General features: G+C 64.4%; 17 protein-coding genes. 10 read left to right on the top strand and 7 right to left on the bottom strand.

Annotated elements, in window-relative coordinates; all coding sequences use genetic code 11:
- Nucleotide 1: 1 nt before the first annotated feature.
- Nucleotides 2-394: a hypothetical protein gene (locus tag AS156_RS01610; RefSeq protein ID WP_066499313.1), complete on the bottom strand. Its 393-nt coding sequence runs from the start codon at nucleotides 392-394 to the stop codon at nucleotides 2-4.
- A 36-nt stretch (nucleotides 395-430) separates the two neighbouring features.
- On the bottom strand, nucleotides 431-1,855 hold the full coding sequence (locus AS156_RS01605; RefSeq protein WP_066499041.1) for an FAD-binding oxidoreductase: 1,425 nt from the start codon (nucleotides 1,853-1,855) through the stop codon (nucleotides 431-433).
- Between the two features lie 132 nt (nucleotides 1,856-1,987).
- On the opposite strand from AS156_RS01605, the gene AS156_RS01600 reads away from it, so the two are divergent.
- Nucleotides 1,988-2,503: a thioesterase family protein gene (locus AS156_RS01600; protein WP_066499040.1), complete on the top strand. Its 516-nt coding sequence runs from the start codon at nucleotides 1,988-1,990 to the stop codon at nucleotides 2,501-2,503.
- Between the two features lie 85 nt (nucleotides 2,504-2,588).
- Here the strand turns inward: AS156_RS01600 and AS156_RS01595 are convergent, their stop codons facing one another.
- Entirely contained in the window at nucleotides 2,589-2,762 is a 174-nt protein-coding gene (locus tag AS156_RS01595; protein ID WP_082747278.1) for a DUF1328 domain-containing protein, read from the bottom strand.
- A gap of 276 nt (nucleotides 2,763-3,038) precedes the next feature.
- Between AS156_RS01595 and AS156_RS01590 the strand changes: the two genes are divergently transcribed.
- From AS156_RS01590 to AS156_RS01570, 5 genes are all read left to right on the top strand, one after another.
- Entirely contained in the window at nucleotides 3,039-5,648 is a 2,610-nt protein-coding gene (locus AS156_RS01590) for an ATP-dependent helicase (protein WP_066499034.1), read from the top strand.
- Between the two features lie 76 nt (nucleotides 5,649-5,724).
- Complete coding sequence (locus AS156_RS01585; RefSeq protein WP_066499031.1) at nucleotides 5,725-6,138, top strand: hypothetical protein; 414 nt, start codon at nucleotides 5,725-5,727, stop codon at nucleotides 6,136-6,138.
- Entirely contained in the window at nucleotides 6,135-6,818 is a 684-nt protein-coding gene (locus AS156_RS01580; protein ID WP_066499028.1) for an OmpA family protein, read from the top strand. Before AS156_RS01585 ends, AS156_RS01580 begins: the two co-directional genes overlap by 4 nt.
- Nucleotides 6,819-6,969: 151 nt before the next feature.
- A complete protein-coding gene (locus tag AS156_RS01575) occupies nucleotides 6,970-7,893 on the top strand; it encodes an ABC transporter ATP-binding protein (protein ID WP_066499026.1) in 924 nt (307 codons plus the stop codon).
- A complete protein-coding gene (locus AS156_RS01570) occupies nucleotides 7,890-8,651 on the top strand; it encodes an ABC transporter permease (protein ID WP_066499024.1) in 762 nt (253 codons plus the stop codon). The genes AS156_RS01575 and AS156_RS01570 overlap by 4 nt, the downstream gene beginning before the upstream one ends.
- Nucleotides 8,652-8,728: 77 nt before the next feature.
- Here the strand turns inward: AS156_RS01570 and AS156_RS01565 are convergent, their stop codons facing one another.
- Nucleotides 8,729-9,064 carry a hypothetical protein gene (locus tag AS156_RS01565; RefSeq protein ID WP_066499023.1) on the bottom strand — a complete coding sequence of 112 codons (336 nt, stop codon included), beginning with the start codon at nucleotides 9,062-9,064 and terminating at the stop codon, nucleotides 8,729-8,731.
- A 417-nt stretch (nucleotides 9,065-9,481) separates the two neighbouring features.
- Between AS156_RS01565 and AS156_RS01560 the strand changes: the two genes are divergently transcribed.
- Complete coding sequence (locus AS156_RS01560; RefSeq protein ID WP_066499311.1) at nucleotides 9,482-10,267, top strand: L,D-transpeptidase; 786 nt, start codon at nucleotides 9,482-9,484, stop codon at nucleotides 10,265-10,267.
- Between the two features lie 13 nt (nucleotides 10,268-10,280).
- Here AS156_RS01560 and AS156_RS01555 read toward each other — a convergent pair whose 3' ends face one another.
- Nucleotides 10,281-11,381: a hypothetical protein gene (locus tag AS156_RS01555; RefSeq protein ID WP_245312500.1), complete on the bottom strand. Its 1,101-nt coding sequence runs from the start codon at nucleotides 11,379-11,381 to the stop codon at nucleotides 10,281-10,283.
- Nucleotides 11,382-11,816: 435 nt separating this feature from the next.
- Here AS156_RS01555 and AS156_RS01550 point away from each other — a divergent pair, with 435 nt between their 5' ends.
- On the top strand, nucleotides 11,817-12,653 hold the full coding sequence (locus AS156_RS01550; protein ID WP_082747270.1) for an alpha/beta fold hydrolase: 837 nt from the start codon (nucleotides 11,817-11,819) through the stop codon (nucleotides 12,651-12,653).
- 50 nt (nucleotides 12,654-12,703) lie between these two features.
- Here AS156_RS01550 and AS156_RS01545 read toward each other — a convergent pair whose 3' ends face one another.
- A complete protein-coding gene (locus AS156_RS01545; RefSeq protein WP_066499022.1) occupies nucleotides 12,704-13,261 on the bottom strand; it encodes a DUF308 domain-containing protein in 558 nt (185 codons plus the stop codon).
- Between the two features lie 131 nt (nucleotides 13,262-13,392).
- Between AS156_RS01545 and AS156_RS01540 the strand changes: the two genes are divergently transcribed.
- A complete protein-coding gene (locus AS156_RS01540) occupies nucleotides 13,393-13,980 on the top strand; it encodes a TetR/AcrR family transcriptional regulator (protein WP_066499021.1) in 588 nt (195 codons plus the stop codon).
- A 105-nt stretch (nucleotides 13,981-14,085) separates the two neighbouring features.
- On the opposite strand, the gene AS156_RS01535 is transcribed toward AS156_RS01540, so the two are convergent.
- Nucleotides 14,086-16,347 (bottom strand): fused MFS/spermidine synthase, encoded by a 2,262-nt coding sequence (locus tag AS156_RS01535; protein WP_066499020.1) that lies wholly within the window; start codon nucleotides 16,345-16,347, stop codon nucleotides 14,086-14,088.
- A 189-nt stretch (nucleotides 16,348-16,536) separates the two neighbouring features.
- Between AS156_RS01535 and AS156_RS01530 the strand changes: the two genes are divergently transcribed.
- Nucleotides 16,537-18,138 (top strand): phytoene desaturase family protein, encoded by a 1,602-nt coding sequence (locus tag AS156_RS01530; protein WP_066499019.1) that lies wholly within the window; start codon nucleotides 16,537-16,539, stop codon nucleotides 18,136-18,138.
- Nucleotides 18,139-18,439: the final 301 nt, after the last annotated feature.

Below are 18,439 nucleotides of genomic sequence, written 5' to 3'. Positions count from 1 at the left end.
CTCAAGCCCGCTCGTCCCTCAGCGTCGGATGCTCCTTGAGCACGTCCGCCTTGATCGATGGGGCGTGGATCGCGCGGAACAGGGTCCGCGCCGTCTTGATGTTCTTCGCCTTCATGCAGAGCCCGACGATCTCGCGCACGGCGGCATCGCGCACCAATCCGTCCGAGATCTTCATCGCGATCTCCATCGCGACCCTGGCGGCACGCTCATAGCGGTCGCGTTCGGGCTGGTGCTTCGGCGGCGGACGGCCGCTGGACGCCCCGACCTTCTCGGCGCAGTCGGCCGCCGCGCGGCAGATCGCGCGGATCCTCTGCGCGGCCTCGATGTCGCCGAGCGGCTGCTCGACGGGATCTTCCCAGACGTCCTTGGGCTTGGCCCTGTTGAACCACGACACCATCGCCACGTCCTGTGGCCGGAAGATCCAAGGATACTATACCGCCGGAACGATCTTCCCGGGATTGAAGATGTTCTGCGGATCGAGTGCACGCTTCAGCGCACGCATTGCGTCGAGCGCCTCGGGGCCGAGCTCGGCCTTGAGGTATTTCTGCTTGCCCTGGCCGATGCCATGCTCGCCGGTGCAGGTGCCGCCCATCGCCTGGGCGCGTTCGACCAGCCGGTGCATGAACTCCTCGCCACGCGCCATCTCGTCCTTGTTGTCGACGTCACAGACCAGCGAGCAGTGGAAATTGCCGTCGCCGACATGGCCGACGATCGGCGACAGCAGGTTGAGCCGCTTCAGATCGTCCTCGGTCTCGGTGACGCAGTCGGCGAGCCGCGAGATCGGCACGCAGACGTCGGTCGCGACCACGCCGATGCTGTCGCCGGGACGGATCGCCTTCACCGACCAATAGGCGTCGTGCCGGGCCTGCCACAGCTTGGTGCGGTCCTCCGGCTTGGTGGTCCAGGAGAAGTCGCCGCCGCCGCATTCGGCGGCGATGTCGCGGAAATTCTTCGACTGCTCGGCGACCTCGACCTCGCTGCCGTGGAATTCCAGCAACAGCAGCGGCGTCTCCGGCAGCGACAGCTTCGAATAATTGTTGCAGGCCTTGACCTGCTCGGCATTGAGCAGCTCGATCCGCGCCACCGGGATGCCGGTCTGGATCGCGAGGATCGTGGCCTGGCAGGCGCCGCGCACGGTCTCGAATGAACAAGCAGCCGCGGCGATCGTGTCGGGAATGCCGCGCAGGCGGATGGTGAGCTCCGAGATGATGCCAAGCGTGCCCTCGGCGCCGACGAACAGATGCGTCAGGTCGTAGCCGGCCGACGACTTCTTCGCCCGCGTGCCCGTGGTGATGATCTCGCCGTCGCCGCGCACCACCTTCAGCGCCAGCACGTTCTCGCGCATGGTGCCGTAGCGCACCGCATTGGTGCCGGAGGCGCGGGTCGAGGTCATGCCGCCGAGCGAAGCGTCGGCGCCGGGGTCGATCGGGAAGAACAGGCCCTGGTCGCGCAGATGCTCGTTCAGCGCCTTGCGGGTGACGCCGGGCTGGATCACGCAATCGAGGTCCTCGGCATGGACCTCGAGCACCTTGTTCATGTCGCGCAGGTCGATGCAGATGCCGCCGGCCGGCGCATTGACCTGGCCCTCGAGCGAGGTTCCCGTGCCGAACGCGATCACCGGCACGCGGTATTGGGAACAGATCCGCACCACGTCCTGGATGTCAGACGTTTCCTGCGCCATCACCACGCCATCCGGCGGCTGGTTCGGCAGCCATGTGGTGGTATGCGCGTGCTGCTCGCGCACCGCCTGCGACGTCACGAGCCGGTTGCCGAACCGCGCCGCCAACGCGTTGATCGCGCTTTTGAGGGCCTGCGGCTCAGGTCGCGTCACATTGCTCGAAATCGTTGTCGCCACGTCAAATTTCCTCCCGGCTTTAGCCGACCGTGGCAAAGCTTGTATAAGGGGTCAAGAGAGCATGACTTGAAAAACGCGACGCCGGAGCCACAGCAAAGCTCATGCTCGAACGCCAACAGCCGGGGATGGATAATGACTTCAGTGACCGCCGCCAAGGACATAGCGCTTCCGCCTGCCCCGTTCCTGTCCTCGGTGATGCAGATCGATCCGCAATGGATCGACTACAACGGCCACCTCAACATGGCCTATTACAATGTGATGTTCGACCGCGCGATCGACGAGATGTGGCTGCAGATCGGCATCGGCCCGGCCTACATGAAGGAGCGGCACTGCTCGACCTTCACCGCCGAATGCCACGTGCGCTACTTGCGGGAAATCCACCTCGGCGATCCCGTGCAGGTCTCGGTCTACCTGCTCGGCGCCGACGAGAAGCGGCTGCATACGTTCGAGGAGCTGCGCCACGCCACCGAAGGCTGGGTCTCGGCGACCTCGGAGAACCTGACGCTGCACATCGACATGCAGGCGCGCAAGGTGGCCCCCTTCCCGCCCGATATCCGCGCTCGGGCCCAGGCGATCGTGGACAGCTACGCCGGCGTGCCGCGCCCCGAGGGCATCGGCCGCAACATTGCGATGCCCTCGGTGAAGTAGACTTGAAGGATTCTCGCCGCGAGTTCCTTACCTCTCCCATCGGGAGAGGTTCAGCATCGCCGTTGCAGCGATCTCTGGCTCCGCGCTAGACCCTGGTGCGGCCGCGCGCCAGGCCGATCACCGCCGACACCAGGAACAAGATGACGGCGATGAAGAAGATCGTTTTGGCGATCTCGATCGAGGCGCCGGCGATGCCGCCGAAGCCGAGAATGCCCGCGATCAGGGCGATGACCAGGAAGGTGACGACCCAACTCAGCATGATCAAAACCTCTATGTCGTTTCGCTTGCTCGCGCGGACGAAAGCCCGGCGCCGTGCCTGTTGAAACAATCCGGCGGACAAACGCAGGTTCCTCGGCGCGAATCCGCAAATTTTCGCCGATTTCTGGAACCAAACACGCGATGAGGAGCCGTTCCGGGACAGCCCGATAAAACCTGTCAAAACGGCCGATCAGGCCCTATATGGCCTTCAATCACTGCTAAGAAGGCTCCCCTTCACCGTCCCGCGGTGCCATCGTGGGGCCGAGACGATTCGCGTATGACAGAGCCGAGCAAACAGCCCTATCACGGCGTTCCCGAGCACCAGCCGGCGGCTGGCGGCATCGCTGCGCGTGCCCGGGCGGCGGCCGGCGGTCCGCAATATCTCAACGGCCTCAATCCGGAGCAGCGCGAGGCAGTCGAGACGCTCGACGGCCCGGTGCTGGTGCTCGCCGGCGCCGGCACCGGCAAGACCCGGGTGCTGACCACGCGCATCGCACATATCCTGAGCCAGGGCCGCGCGCGGCCGCACGAGATCCTTTCGGTGACCTTCACCAACAAGGCGGCGCGCGAGATGAAGGTGCGGCTCGGCCACATGCTGGGTCAGGCGGTCGAAGGCATGCCGTGGCTCGGCACCTTCCACTCGATCGGCGGCCGCATCCTGCGCACCCATGCCGAGCTGGTGCAGCTCAAGTCCAATTTCACGGTGCTCGACGTCGACGATCAGGTGCGGCTATTGAAGCAGTTGCTGCAGGCCGAGAACATCGACGACAAGCGCTGGCCGGCGCGGATGCTGGCCGGCCTGATCGACAGCTGGAAGAATCGCGGGCTGTTGCCGGGCCAGGTGCCGTCCGGCGAAGCCGCCTCGTTCGGCAACGGCAAGGGCGGCAAGATCTACGCGACCTATCAGGAGCGGCTGAAGATCCTCAACGCCGCCGATTTCGGCGACCTGCTGCTGGAGAACATCCGGCTGTTCCGCGAGAACCCGGATGTGCTGCGGCAGTACCAGAACCGCTTCAAGTTCATTCTGGTCGACGAATATCAGGACACCAACGTCGCGCAGTATCTGTGGCTGCGGCTGCTGTCGCAGGCGCCGTCATCTTCCACCTCGCCCCGCCTGCGGGGAGAGGTCGACGCACGAAGTGCGTCGGGTGAGGGGGACCCTCCGCACATTGTGCTTGCGGAGATAGCCCCTCACCCCGACCCCCTCCCCGTAAAGAACGGGGAGAGGGAGAACAGCGCTACGCCTGCCCCGCCGAAAAACATCTGCTGCGTCGGCGACGACGACCAGTCGATCTACGGCTGGCGCGGCGCCGAGGTCGACAACATCCTGCGCTTCGAGCACGATTTTCCCGGTGCCAAGGTGATCCGGCTGGAGCGCAACTACCGCTCCACCGGCCACATCCTCGCCGCCGCCTCGCATCTGATCGCACATAATGAGGGCCGGCTCGGCAAGACGCTGCGCACCGAGGATGTCGACGGCGAGAAGGTCACCGTCACCGGCTCGTGGGACTCCGAAGAGGAAGCGCGCGCGATCGGCGAGGAGATCGAGGAGCTGCAGCGCTCCGGCGAGAACCTCAACGACGTCGCGATTCTGGTGCGCGCCTCGTTCCAGATGCGCGAGTTCGAAGATCGCTTCGTCACGCTCGGCCTGCCCTATCGCGTGATCGGCGGCCCCAGATTCTACGAGCGCGCCGAGATCCGCGATGCGCTGGCCTATTTGCGCACCATCAATTCTCCGGCCGACGATCTCGCCTTCGAGCGTATCGTCAACGTGCCGAAGCGCGGCCTTGGCGATGCCACCGTGCAGATGCTGCACGACCATGCCCGCAAGAAACGCATTCCGCTGTTCGAGGCGGCGCGCGCCGTGGTCGAGACCGACGAGCTGAAACCGAAGGCGCGCGGCTCGCTGCGCGACCTCGTCATGCAGTTCGACCGCTGGCGCGCCCAGTCCGAGGTGACCTCACACACCGAGCTCGCCGAGATCGTGCTCGACGAGAGCGGCTACACCGAGATGTGGCAGAAGGATCGCTCGGCGGACGCCGCGGGCCGGCTGGAGAACCTGAAGGAGCTCGTGCGCTCGATGGAGGAGTTCGAGAACCTGCAAGGCTTCCTCGAACACATCTCGCTGGTGATGGACCGCGACGGCGGCGACGGCAGCGAAGAAGCGGTGTCGCTGATGACGTTGCATTCGGCCAAGGGCCTGGAATTCGACAACGTGTTCCTGCCCGGCTGGGAGGAAGGCCTGTTCCCGAGCCAGCGAACGCTCGACGAACAGGGCCGCGCCGGGCTCGAGGAAGAGCGCCGCCTCGCCCATGTCGGACTGACCCGCGCCCGCCGCCGCGCCAAACTCTATTTCGCGACCAACCGCCGCATCCATGGCACCTGGTCGACCACGATCCCCTCGCGCTTTCTCGACGAATTGCCGGCGCACAATGTCGAGATCACCGAATCGAAGGGCGGCTCCGGCTGGGGCGGCAGCGGCGGCTATGGCGCCTCGCGCTTCGACAATCTCGAATCATTCGGCTCGAGCTACACGACCCCGGGCTGGCAGCGTGCGCAGGCGAATCGCAACCGCAGCGGCCAGGGCCGCGGCGGGTTCGAGGAGCGGCAGTCCTCATTTTCCGGCTCGCGCAATGATGCCTCGGGCTCGCGCGGCGGCACCTCGTCCGGCGGCTTCGGACAGACCCGGCGCGGCCCAATGGTGATCGAGGGCGAGTTGGTGGCGAAATCGACCGGCACGGTGTCGGAATTTTCGCTGGACGACCGGGTGTTTCACCAGAAATTCGGCTACGGCCACGTGGTGAAGATCGACGGCAACAAGCTGACCATCGCCTTCGAAAAGGCCGGTGAGAAGAAGGTCGTCGACAGCTTTGTGGAGCGGGCGTGACATAGCCGGCCTTCCTTGGCGGCCTTCTCTCTTCGTAGCCCTTGACCATCGCTGAATTCACGGGTTCAGATGCCCCATGGTCCGGGCAGGGTTCTTGCTTTTCGTCATCGCGCTTACTGCGCCGTCGCTGGCGGTCGCGGAGACGATGAGCTTTGGCGACGCGGCGGCACAGATTGCCAAAGCCTGCGGCGCAGACATCACCGCCAATTGTCGCGGCGTCAATCTCGACTCCAACCGCCTCAAGGAATGCCTGTCGCGCAATCGGGACGCGATCTCCGCCGACTGCAAGGCAACCTATTTCTCGACCTTCGATGCCATCCAGAAGCGGATCGCGGCGCGCATCACGGTTGCCGGGGCCTGCCGGCACGAGATCGTCAAGATCTGCGGCGGCTCGACCAAGGAGACCAGCAAGTCGGTGCCCTGCCTCGTCGCGGCGAAGAATCTGACCCGGAATTGCGCCCAGGCCATCAACGACGCGGGGTATCAATGATGCGCGCGCTGATGCGAGGCCTGCGCGACATCGCGATGCTGGGTGCACTGGTGCTGCCGGCGATGCCGTGCGCGCCTGCGGCTGCGCAAACGGCAGCGGCCACACGCGACGACATCATCGCCAAGCTCGATCATTTCGAGACAGCGGCCGATATCGACGTTCCCGCACTGCGTCAGCAGGTGCTCGAGCGGTCGCGCTCGCGGTCGAAGAACGAGCCGCCGCCGCAAAAGCGGCCACCGATCGCACCTGACTTGATCAACCTGCCGGCCTTCAACGCCGACATTCAGTTCGACGTCGACACGCCGATCGTGCTGCCGGAATCCTACCAGACTGTCGGGCGCATTGCTGATGCGCTGGTGCACGCCTCGCTGCAGCCCTACAATTTCCTGATCGTCGGCCATATCGAATCGACCGGCAGGCGCGAGAGCAACGCGATATTGAGCCAGCGCCGGGCCGACGCGATCCGAGACATCCTCGTCAACACCTTCAAGATCTCGGCCAAGCGCCTGCAGTCGGTCGGGCTCGGCGAGGAGCAGCTCCTCGACCCCGCGCATCCCAACGCGCCGGTCAACAACCAGACCCAGATCGTGCTCATCTCCAAGGTCGTCGAGCAGGCCGAGCCGCCCGCGCACCCGGCCCCGACCGCCGCCGCCAAGAAGCCGGCGAAGAAAAAGCACTAGAGCGGCCTTTCGGCCACACCGCAGCACAAATTTTCTGTCCGATCGGGCGATTGCAGAACGGATTGAGCGTCCCTATCTGCCGGTAACCCCATCGCCGCCCCTCGCCCGGGCCTAAAATCCGCGCGCCCCTCCCTCACGCTGCCGCTCTTCCATGTCGCCGATCATCTCCGTCTCCAACCTTTCGAAAATCTACGGCTCCGGTTTCAAGGCGCTGAACAACATCAATCTCGATATCGCCAAAGGCGAGATCTTCGCGCTGCTGGGACCGAACGGCGCCGGCAAGACCACGCTGATCAGCATCATCTGCGGCATCGCCAATCCGACCCACGGCAAGATCTCGGTCAATGGTCACGACATCATCAAGGATTATCGCGCCGCGCGGTCGATGATCGGTCTGGTTCCGCAGGAGCTGCACACCGACGCCTTCGAGTCGGTGTGGGCCACCGTCAGCTTCAGCCGCGGCCTGTTCGGCAAGCCGAAGAACCCCGCCCATATCGAGAAAGTGCTGAAGGACCTCTCGCTGTGGGACAAGAAGGACAGCAAGATCGTCACGTTGTCCGGCGGCATGAAGCGCCGCGTGATGATCGCCAAGGCGCTGTCGCACGAGCCACAGGTGCTGTTCCTGGACGAGCCGACGGCCGGCGTCGACGTCGAGCTGCGCAAGGGCATGTGGGAGGTGGTGCGCGCGCTGCAGGCTTCCGGCGTCACCATCATCCTGACCACGCATTACATCGAAGAAGCCGAGGAGATGGCCGACCGCATCGGCGTCATCAACAAGGGCGAGATCATCCTGATCGAGAACAAGTCGACGTTGATGCAGAAGCTCGGCAAGAAGCATCTGACGCTGCAGCTGCCGAGCAAGCTCGATGCGATCCCGCCCGATCTCGCCGCCTACAATCTCGAACTGTCCGGCGACGGCCGCACCCTGATCTACGACTACGACACCAAGGGCGATCGCACCGGCATCACCAGCCTGCTCAATGACCTGCGGACCGCCGGCATCCGTATCTCCGACCTCGACACGACACAATCTTCTCTCGAGGACATCTTCGTCAGCCTCGTGAGGGCGCCATGAATTTCCGCGCCATCCGGGCGATCTACCTTTTCGAAATGGCGCGTACCTGGCGCACGCTGCTGCAGAGCATCGTCTCGCCCGTGGTGTCGACGTCGCTGTATTTCGTGGTGTTCGGCGCTGCGATCGGCTCGCGCATCACGCAGGTCGAGGGCGTCAGCTACGGCACCTTCATCGTGCCCGGGCTCGTGATGCTGTCGGTGCTGACGCAGAGCATTTCGAACGCCTCGTTCGGCATCTACTTCCCGAAGTTCGTCGGCACGATCTACGAGATCCTGTCGGCGCCGATCTCCTATTTCGAGATCGTTATCGGCTATGTCGGCGCCGCCGCCACCAAGTCGATCATCCTCGGCCTGATCATCCTCGCTACCGCCGGTCTGTTCGTGCCGCTGCACATCCATCATCCGATCTGGATGCTGACCTTCCTGGTGCTGACGGCCGTCACCTTCAGCCTGTTCGGCTTCATCATCGGCATCTGGGCCGACGGCTTCGAGAAGCTGCAGATGATCCCGATGCTGGTGGTGACGCCGCTGACCTTCCTCGGCGGCAGCTTCTATTCGGTCAACATGCTGCCGCCGGGCTGGCGCACCGTCACGCTGCTCAATCCCGTGGTCTATCTGATCTCGGGTTTCCGCTGGAGCTTCTACGAGATCGCCGATGTCAGCGTGGCGCTGAGCCTCGGCATGACCGTGGGCTTTCTGGTCGCCTGCATGGCGATCGTGGCGTGGATCTTCAGGACCGGCTACCGGCTGAAGAACTGAGGTCCGTAGCCCGGTCGAATTCAACGGCATCATTCCGGGTTCATGCTTCGCATGCCCCGGAATGACGACGCTCTATCCTACCGATAGCAATAGAAGTGGCCGTGCCGGTAATAGCCGCGGCAGCGGTAGCCGCGGTGATAACCGCGATCGGGAATGCCGAACACGCCCTTGACCGCGCCCACGGCGCCGCCGACGCCGGCGCCGACGGCTCCGCCGACCGCGCCGCCCACCGGCCCGGCGATCCGGTTACCTTCGTGAGCGCCCTCCTGGGCTCCGCGGACTATGCCCTGGGCATGACCGGCGTGGGGGATCGCCAGCAGCGACAGGGTGAGGGCGGCGGCGGCCGCAAGCAGCAGCCGCGCGGATGGGCCGGCCGGGACGGCGGCCGCGATCTTAACCTTGCAGTTCTTCATCTCGATTCCTTAATGCGCGACGCGATTGCGCCGCCGGGCGGGATGGTGAAACGCCCATGCGGCCAAATGGTTGCGCATTTGCGGCCAATTGGAGTGTTTTCGCGCGAAGCGGGACCGCTTCGCGTGAAGAAAACGAGTCAAAACAAGAATCTGGAGCTTCAGTTCTGATTCAAATCAGAACCGAAATTGCTCCAAGACTGAATTGCTCCAAGGCCCCAAATTGCTCCGACATCGCGCCGTGCTCGCGAAAAAGTCAGGACACCGTGACCGGCAAGCCCGCCGCCGGCCTTGTTTGCGCCGTGCCCCCGATTAACGATGGCCAGCGGGCCACTGGAACCAAAATCGGATTCCGTGCATATTTATTGCCGGGGACGGAGAGTCACGGCGCTGCTGTCAGGCCTGGAGGCCAAAGGTAAGATGCGTTCCTTCCTCGTTGCATTCACCACTGTGATGCTGTTCACCGCCGGCGCCGCGCAGGCAAAGGTCGATATCACCATCGACAAGGACAATCAGCAGATGACCGTCGCGGTCGATGGCGTCCAGCGCTATCACTGGCCGGTCTCGACCGGCATTCCGTCTCGCGAAACGCCGAACGGCACCTTCCGCGCCTTTCGCATGGAAGAAGATCACTTCTCCAAGGAATTCGACGACGCGCCGATGCCGCACTCGATCTTCTTCACGAAGATCGGGCATGCGATCCACGGCACCGACTCGGTCAGCCGTCTCGGCACGCCGGCGTCGCATGGCTGCGTGCGGCTGTCGCGCGACAACGCCTCCACACTCTACGCACTGGTCGAGAAGGAAGGCGTGCTCAACACCACCGTGACGCTGACCGGTTCGGCCCAGGTCGCGCTGGCGCGTAATCCGCGTGGGCGCAACGGCACCGCCGTCGCCCGTCGCGCGCCGCAGGACCAGGACTATGGCCAGCAATACAGCGCCGCGGGCGAGCCGGTCGTGCTGACGCCACAGCCGCGTGAGTATCCGGCAGCGCGCGCCGACGACGGCTACATCTATCCGGCTGACGGCAGCTCGACCGACCGGCGCTATCCGGCACCGCCCTCAAGCCGCCGCGTCTACGATGCGCAGGGCTACGGCCAGTATTACGGCAATCAGGGCTACGCGCCGGCGCCGCAGACCTACTATCAGCCGCGGCCCGCCTATCAGCAGCCGCGCGGGTTCTACGGCAACAACTATCAGGATTGAGACGATCGCGCGTTCACCTGAACGCGCGCTCGCCGCGTTCGGATATCTTGCGGACGGCGTCCACGAAGGCGCGCGCCACCGGCTCGAGAATCTCGGGTCCGGTCGAACTGAGATCGTCGGCCGGGGTATGAAAGGTGCGATGCCGCCCGGCGAGCCCGATGAAGTTCGGATAGCCCGCCGCATGCACGTCGCGTAGCTCCCCGAGCGCCTGCTTCTCCGCAACCATCCGCTTGGCCTCGATGCCAGCCAAGGACTCACCGGCGAGCGAAACCGCCGACGGGCTCAGTACCAGCACGCGCTCACTGTCGGCCCGGTCGACGCGTACGTCGCCGTGCGGGCCATCGGTGAAGGCGTAGCACGCATTCGATGAACCGAAATGCACCCAGGCCAGAGTGTCCTGCGGCGGCGGAGCGCCGTGCTTCAGGAACAGCTCCATGCCGCCATGGCCGATCTCGTGGCCAACGGTCGCAACGAAGATGAAGTTACCGCGCCATTTTTCCGCGGCGATGGTGCGGGCCAGCGCCAGGAAATTCGCGATGCCCGGCCCGCGTTCGCACACGCAGCCGTACCAACCCGTCAAGGGCGTGGAGACCACGATCGCCGGGCCGCTCGCTTCGCCAAGCCGGGCAATGACATTGCGGCCGGCAACGTTGGTCTCATAGCGACCGCCGACGTCGAGCGTCACGGCGGAGCCGGACGCAGCCGCCTGCTCCAACACGCCACCGTGTTTCTCCGCCACCACGAGCACCGGCACCGGCCACGGTCTGTCTTCCTGCGTGACGTTGTAGGTGAACCGCTCATCCGCGGGATTGCCGATCGTCACGAGGATCGCGGCGGGCCCACGCGCGGCCGCTTGCGCGATCGCCGCGCGATGGGACGGACCGAGATAGGCGCCGCGATCGAACGGCAGATCGATCCAGAGGATCTTGCCGGCGACATCGCCATCACGCGCCAGCGGCGCGCTCAGGCGAAAGCTTGCCTTATCCTCCGGCGGCCACCAGAACGGCGTAGCTACAATTGGCGTACCGCCAGCCGCCACCGTCACGTGCTCCACGACATACTGCCGGCCGAGCACCACCGGCTGGAATTCAACACTGAACCCCGCGGCCTGCAATTCGCCGGCGATCCAGTCGGTGTGGCGCGGTCGCCCCGCGAGCCAAAACGGTGCAGGCCGAACGAGGCATAGCGCGCAACGTCCTTGTAGAGATTGCTGCCCGCGAGGAAGTCTCCGGCAGCAGCCGGGTGCTGGAGCGTCATGACCGTCACCATCGCGATGAGAATGCGCCATCCCGGCATTGGAATCGGCCCCCCGGCGGTTTGATCTTCTTGTTGGCTTTCTGTCCGCCATTATGACCATTTTTGTCGCTCGTTCACCTGGTTGTGACCCTTCATGCGCCCTCGCCCCTACGCGGGCGGTGGCCGGTCGTCGCGCAGTCATCTGATTGTTAGAATAGCCCGATATTCGGCAGCAAAAGTGCCCGCTCGGTCCCATGAGGCCCGAATAATGCGGAGCCAGAGCGCGTCACGCTACGCAAGATCAGGGATCACAATGAAACGAGGCATCGTTGTCCTTTGCCTGTGCGTCATGGCGATGGCCGCCTACTACACGACGGACCGATGGGCGATCCGGCACAGGACGCTGACGTTTCATGACGTTCTGCGCGACGACCGCAACGTGACGGTCGAGGTCGCGGTCCGTCGCGATCGCGAAATGCAGGCCTTGGCCGAAATGATCGATTTGCCGGTTGCGATCCTGAGCCACGGCAACACCGTCAAGAACACCGAATATTCGTTCCTGACCAACGTGTTCGCCTCGCGCGGCTACCTCGTGGTCAGCATTCAGCACGATCTCGATACCGATGCGCCGATGGTGACCAAGGTCGGCGAGGAATATGTCGGGCGCCGCATGCAGTACAATCGCGGCGACCTCAACATCATGTATGCGATCGACGAGCTCAAGAAGATCTATCCGAACGCGGATTATCATCACCTGACGCTGATCGGCCATTCCAACGGCGGCGACATCTCGATGTACTTCGCCAGGCAGCATCCCGATCTGGTGAAGAAGGTCGTCACGCTGGACAATCTGCGCGTGCCCTTCGTCACCAACGGCAAGATCAAGATACTCTCGTTCCGCTCCAAGGATCCGCAATTCAAGACGGACCCCGGCGTCGTTCCCGACGATGAGACGTGCAAGAAGCTCGGCATCAAGGTTGTTAGAACCGAGTTTCAGCACAACCAACTCAGCGATCGCGGCCCCGACAGCGTCAAGTCGTCGATCCAGGGCGCGGTGCAGGAGTTCCTCGACGAGAACGATGGCGAGAGCATGCCGACGGCGCCGCTGCTCGCCGCGTCTGAACCCGCATCGACGACAGAGAAGAAATAGCTGTCGAGGTGAGTGAAAAGCCGGCGCGCCACAACGCGACCAGGCAGCGCCTACGCATGCGCGTTGCGATAGGCCATGGCGGCGAGCCAAATTGCGGAAAGCAGGAAGTAGAACGCGCCGAACCCCGCATAGGGAGCAATGTCGAGGATCGTTGGCGCAACGGTGCCAATGGATCGGCTGATCATATAGCCGCCGGCGAGAGCCGACTGCGCGCCACTCAGGATCATCGCCCATTGCGCGCCATATTGACGCCAGCGCCTTGCGCCCGTGTACAGCTGCAATACACCCGCGAGGATTGCCCAAACCCCGAATACGGCCAGGACGGCATATGCGCTGTGGCCAATCGCAGCAATAACGGCGAGCGCCGTTATCGCGCTGACCCCGACATTCAACGTCTGGGACGGGTTGGCTATCAGGCCGCCATTGACGCGGGCGTCAGCCAGATTGGCGATGGCATCCCACGCCGGGTAGATCACGAGCAGAAACGCGGCTGGGCCGGGCTGCCCGCTGAACAGAACGGCGGCGGCAACCCAGGCAATCGAGAATATGGCGCGGCCAAGATAGTAGGATCGCAGCCAGGCGGATTGGGACGAAAGTTGTTTCTGCATCAATGGACTCCTTTGCTTACCTACTAGTAGGTAGGTAAACTCAGATCAACCCGGTGCCTAGACACGAATTCGTTTGAGGCCGGAGCTTCGCGTTCGCTTGACAACTTACCTACTAGAAGGTAGGCGGCCATATGAGCTCGATGATTTCGACTTCCGAGAAAATTCTCGATGTCGCCCAGTCTCTCATCGTCGCGGGAGGCTACAACGCGTTCAGCTATGCCGACATTTCGGATGCGATCGGCATCAGGAAGGCGAGCATCCACCATCACTTTCCGACCAAGGCCGAGTTGGTCTCGGCACTGGTGGATCGCTACAGGCAGCAGGCGGAGCAGGGCCTGAAGTCTCTCCAGGAGCACTCCTCAAGTCCAGCCGAGCAATTGCAGTCCTATCTGAACTTCTGGCAGACGTGCATTCGGGATGCCTCGCTGCCATTCTGCGTCTGTGCGATGCTCGCAGGCGAGATGCCGATCTTGCCGGACGAAGTCTCATCGCGGGTCCGGGCCCATTTCCACAGTCTCGCACGGTGGCTTACCTCGGTGCTGCGGGCCGGTGCGGAGCAGCACCTGTTTCAGTTGGACAGACCGCCGGAAGATGAGGCCCAGATGCTGATGGCATCGGTTCACGGTGCAATGCTCTCCGCGCGAGCTTTCAACGATCCCGAACTGTTCGTCGCAATCGTCAACGCCCAGACGGCAAAGCTGCTGGTCGCGGATCGCTAGAAATCTTCGGCCAAGCTCATCAACAGATGACCGCTCACGGCGACAGCCGTCCTGCGCCGCTTTCGCTCGGTCTGCGGGTCTGGCGGCACCGCAGGAACGATGGGGTTATTGATCGCCGTCGCGCAGCCGGCGGTAGACTGCGCCGAGCACGTTCGAATAGTCGTCGGTCCAGATCCGCTGGCTTTCGTTGACCGGAGTCTCGATCCAGACATCGGATGAGGCGAGCTTGCCGACGTCGGCCTCGTCGCGCGCGGAGATCACGACCGAGGTCGCGAAGATATACTCGCTGTCGCGGCCGGAATCCTCGCTGTAGACCCAGCTCTTCATGTCGTTGGCATCGGCGATGCCGACCACGACGCTGGCAAGCTCGAGATGGCGGTTGGATACGTGCATCACCACCGCGCCCTGCGGCGCGAGCTTCTGCTTGTAGATCGCCATCGCCTCCTCGGTCGCAAGGTGGATCGGGATCGCATCCGACGAATAGGCGTCGACGATGATGAGATCGTAGACGCCGTCAGGCTCCTTGGCGAAGGTCAGCCGCGCGTCGCCGATCACCGGCTCCAGGTTCGGCTCGCAGTTCTGGATGTAGGTGAAGTATTTCGGGTCACGGGCGGTATCGACCATGCTCTGATCGATCTCGAAGAACTTCCAGTCCTCGCCGGGCGCCGAGGCACAGGTCAACGTGCCCGAGCCCAATCCGATCACCGCCACCTTCAGCGGCGCCCCCTTGCGCTCGCGCATCGCCGCGATCGCCCGCCCGATCCCGCCGTCCTTGTGATAGTAGCTGATCGGCTCCGGCCGGCCGGTGACCGGCGTGCCATTGTCGTTCCTGAACTTCTGGGCGCCATGGATCGTGGTGCCGTGCATCAGCACGTGATACTGCCCGTTCGACGTCACCACGATCTTGTGCACGCCGAAGAAACTGCGCACCGTGTCGACGCGGCCGTCATCGGAGGGATAGGCGCGCAGCAGCACCATCGCGACGACGACGGTGGCGAAGATCTTCCAGCGATCGGCGTTCAGCGCGAGCACCAGCAGCGCGGAGAGCACGCCGACCCCGCCGATCACCCAGACCCGCCAGACGTCGAACCAGTTGAAGAGCTTGCCGGTCGCATAGGACGGCGCGATCAGCGCCACGGCCAGCACCGCGAGGAATGGCCAGTACCAGACGCTCCAGCGCGGCAGCCGCTCGGCACCGGACGGGCGGCATAGCGCGGCCAGCGCCAGCAGGATCGGATATTCGGCGACCCATGAGAAGGTGAACGGCGCGATCAGCCCCGCAAACAGGCCGCCGACCATGCCGCCGAACGACAGTGCGACGTAGAAGCCGGTGAGATATTTCGCGGCCGGACGGGTCCGCGCCAGCTCGCCATGGCAGGCCATCGCGATGATGAAGAAGCACAGCTGATGGCCACCGAGTGTCAGCAGCAGGTTCTGCTCGCCGCCGAACGCCAGCAGGACGACGACACCCGCGATCGCCAGCGGCTGCGCGCGCAGCATCCAGTTGTGCGGCAGCAGCGGGCGCGATTGGAACACCAGCACCCAGGTCAGGAGATACAGCGACAGCGGCAGCACCCACAGCAAGGGCGCAGCGGCAACGTCGGTCGAGATATGCGCCGTCACCGCGATCAGCAGGCCCGACGGCACGGCGGCCAGGAAAATCCAACGTGCTCGCAGCGCAAGCGGCGGCGCGGGCGCAGCGGCATCGTCAACCTGCAGATTGTGCGCGGCGGCGTTTACCGGCGATCGCAGCAGCAGAATGCCGCAGCACGCGATCAGAACGATCAGCAGGCCGTAGCCGCCGGTCCAGATCAGGTCCTGGGTGTGCAGGGTGAACATCGGCTCCAGCAGCACCGGGTACGAGAGAAGCGCCAGGAAGCTGCCGATGTTCGACGACGCATAGAGGAAGTAGGGATCGGGGCCATTGGGATGGCCGGTGCGCACGAACCACGCCTGCAGCAATGGATTGTTGGCGGCGAGCGCGAAGAACGGCAGGCCGATCGAGACCGCGAACAGGCCGAGCAGCCAGAACGCGTAGCCCGAATTCGGCGGCTCGCCCCAGCCGCTGCGGATCGCCAGCGGCAGCGTCAGCAGCGCGATGACAAGCAGCGCCAGATGCACGACTACCGGAACGACGCGGCTGTTCAGCTTCATCAGGAGATGCGCATAGGCATAGCCGCCGAGCAGCAGCGACTGGAAGAACACCATCGCCACCGACCACACCGCCGGCGAGCCACCGAGCCGCGGCAGCACCATCTTGGTGAACAATGGTTGCACCGAGAACAGCAACAGGGCGCTGACGAAGATCGCAGCGGTGTAGACGACCAGCAACAGCCGGTTTCGCGAGGCGGACGGCTCAGATGTCATGAATGCTCCGGCATGGACCCGGCGGGCGCCGGGAGCGGACGATCCGGCGACACCGCACCGGAGGGTTTGACTTGACCATATGGCAGTATCACGGACAAGAAACGCCGATAACGCGGACTTGACGAAGTGCCGCAACGGCGCGACAGCACGCTTCGTCTCTGAGCATGATCACTCCCTCTTGAAGCGGACATGAACGAAACCGACGTCGTCATCATCGGTGCGGGGCATAACGGCCTCACCTGCGCAGCCTATCTTGCGATGGCGGGCTTGCGGGTCAGGGTCGTCGAGCGCCGCAAGGTGGTCGGCGGCGCCGCCGTCACTGAAGAGTTCGCGCCGGGCTTTCGCAATTCGGTCGCCGCCTACACGGTGAGCCTGCTCAACCCGCAAATCATGTCTGACCTGAAACTCGCCGATCATGGACTGAAGATCGTCGAGCGCCGCGCGCAGAACTTCCTGCCCGCCCCCGACGGCAGCTATCTCGTGACCGGCGAAGGCCGCACCAGGGAACAGGTGGCGCGCCTCTCCCAGCATGACGCCGTCGAGATCGATGCGTTCTCCCGGGAACTCGAGGCTATCGCCGACGTGCTGCGACAGTTCGTGCTGCGCGCGCCGCCGAACGTCGTCGAGGGCTTCAACATCGGCGCGGTGAGCGAAGCCTTCAACGCGCTCGGCACCGCCAACATCCTGCGGCGGCTGTCACTCGAGCAGCAGCGCAATCTGCTCGACCTGTTTACGCGCTCGGCCGGCGAGATGCTCGACGAACGTTTCGAGCACGACCTCGTCAAGGCGCTGTTCGGCTTCGACGCCATCGTGGGCAACTACGCGAGCCCTTACGCCGCCGGTTCGGCCTATGTGATGCTGCATCATGCGTTCGGCGAGGTGAACGGCAAGAAAGGCGTCTGGGGCCACGCCATCGGCGGCATGGGCGCGATCACGCAGGCGATGGCGCGCGCCGCGCGCGGCCACGGCGTCGAGATCGAGACCGATGCCGGCGTGCGCGAGGTGATCGTGGAGAAGGATCGCGCCTGCGGCGTCATCCTCGACAATGGCGAGACCATCCGCGCCAAATATGTCGCCTCCAACGTCAATCCGAAGCTGCTCTACACGCACCTGATGCCAGCGGGCGCGCTGGCGGGCGAATTCCTCGCGCGCATCTCACGCTGGCGCAACGGCTCCGGCACGTTCAGGATGAACGTCGCGCTCGATGCCCTGCCCTCGTTCACTGCGCTGCCCGGCCCGGGCGATCACCTCACCGCGGGCATCATCATTGCCCCCAGCCTCGGCTACATGGACCGCGCCTGGCGCGATGCGTGCGACCTCGGCTGGAGCCGCGCGCCCGTCGTCGAAGTGCTGATCCCCTCGACGCTCGACGATTCCTTGAGCCCGCCGGGCCAGCACGTCGCGAGCCTGTTCTGCCAGCACGTCGCCCCGCAATTGCCTGACGGCAAATCCTGGGACGATCATCGCGAGGAGGTCGCCGATCTCATGATCGCAACGGTCGATCAATACGCCCCCGGCTTCGCGGGCAGCGTGGTCGGCCGCCAGATCCTGTCGCCGCTCGACCTCGAGCGGCAGTTCGGCCTGCTCGGCGGCGACATCTTCCATGGCGCGCTGACGCTGAACCAGCTGTTCTCGGCGCGGCCGATGCTGGGCCATGCCGACTACCGCGGGCCGCTCAAGGGCCTCTACCACTGCGGTTCCGGTGCCCATCCCGGCGGCGGCGTCACCGGCGCTCCAGGCCACAACGCGGCGCGGGTCATTCTGGCGGACCACCGCAGGCTGCTCTCGTAAGGCGACCCGCGCCCGGATCATGCGGGCGGCACTCCACAACAAACGGTGGACAGCCTGTGGAGAAGCGGTGGATCAGCCCTGTACAAGCCTGTGCATCCGGCCGGGAGAACCGGCGGAAAACGCTGTGGACCGGCTGTGGGACGCCGGGCGACAGGCTCGCCACAACGTCCGCGATATCCTGTTGATGGGATGGAGCTGGTTCTGTGGACAACCGGTGGACGGGACCCTGCCCTTCCCGCTCCCCCAAAAAAGCAAACACCGGGCGAGATGTCGCCCGGTGTGCTTGAGAACGCCGTCCGGT

The sequence above is a fragment of the Bradyrhizobium macuxiense genome, from assembly GCF_001542415.1.
GTDB lineage: Bacteria > Pseudomonadota > Alphaproteobacteria > Rhizobiales > Xanthobacteraceae > Bradyrhizobium > Bradyrhizobium macuxiense.
Note: the sequence above shows the minus strand (reverse complement) of the source record. Positions and strands in the feature narration are given on the sequence as shown.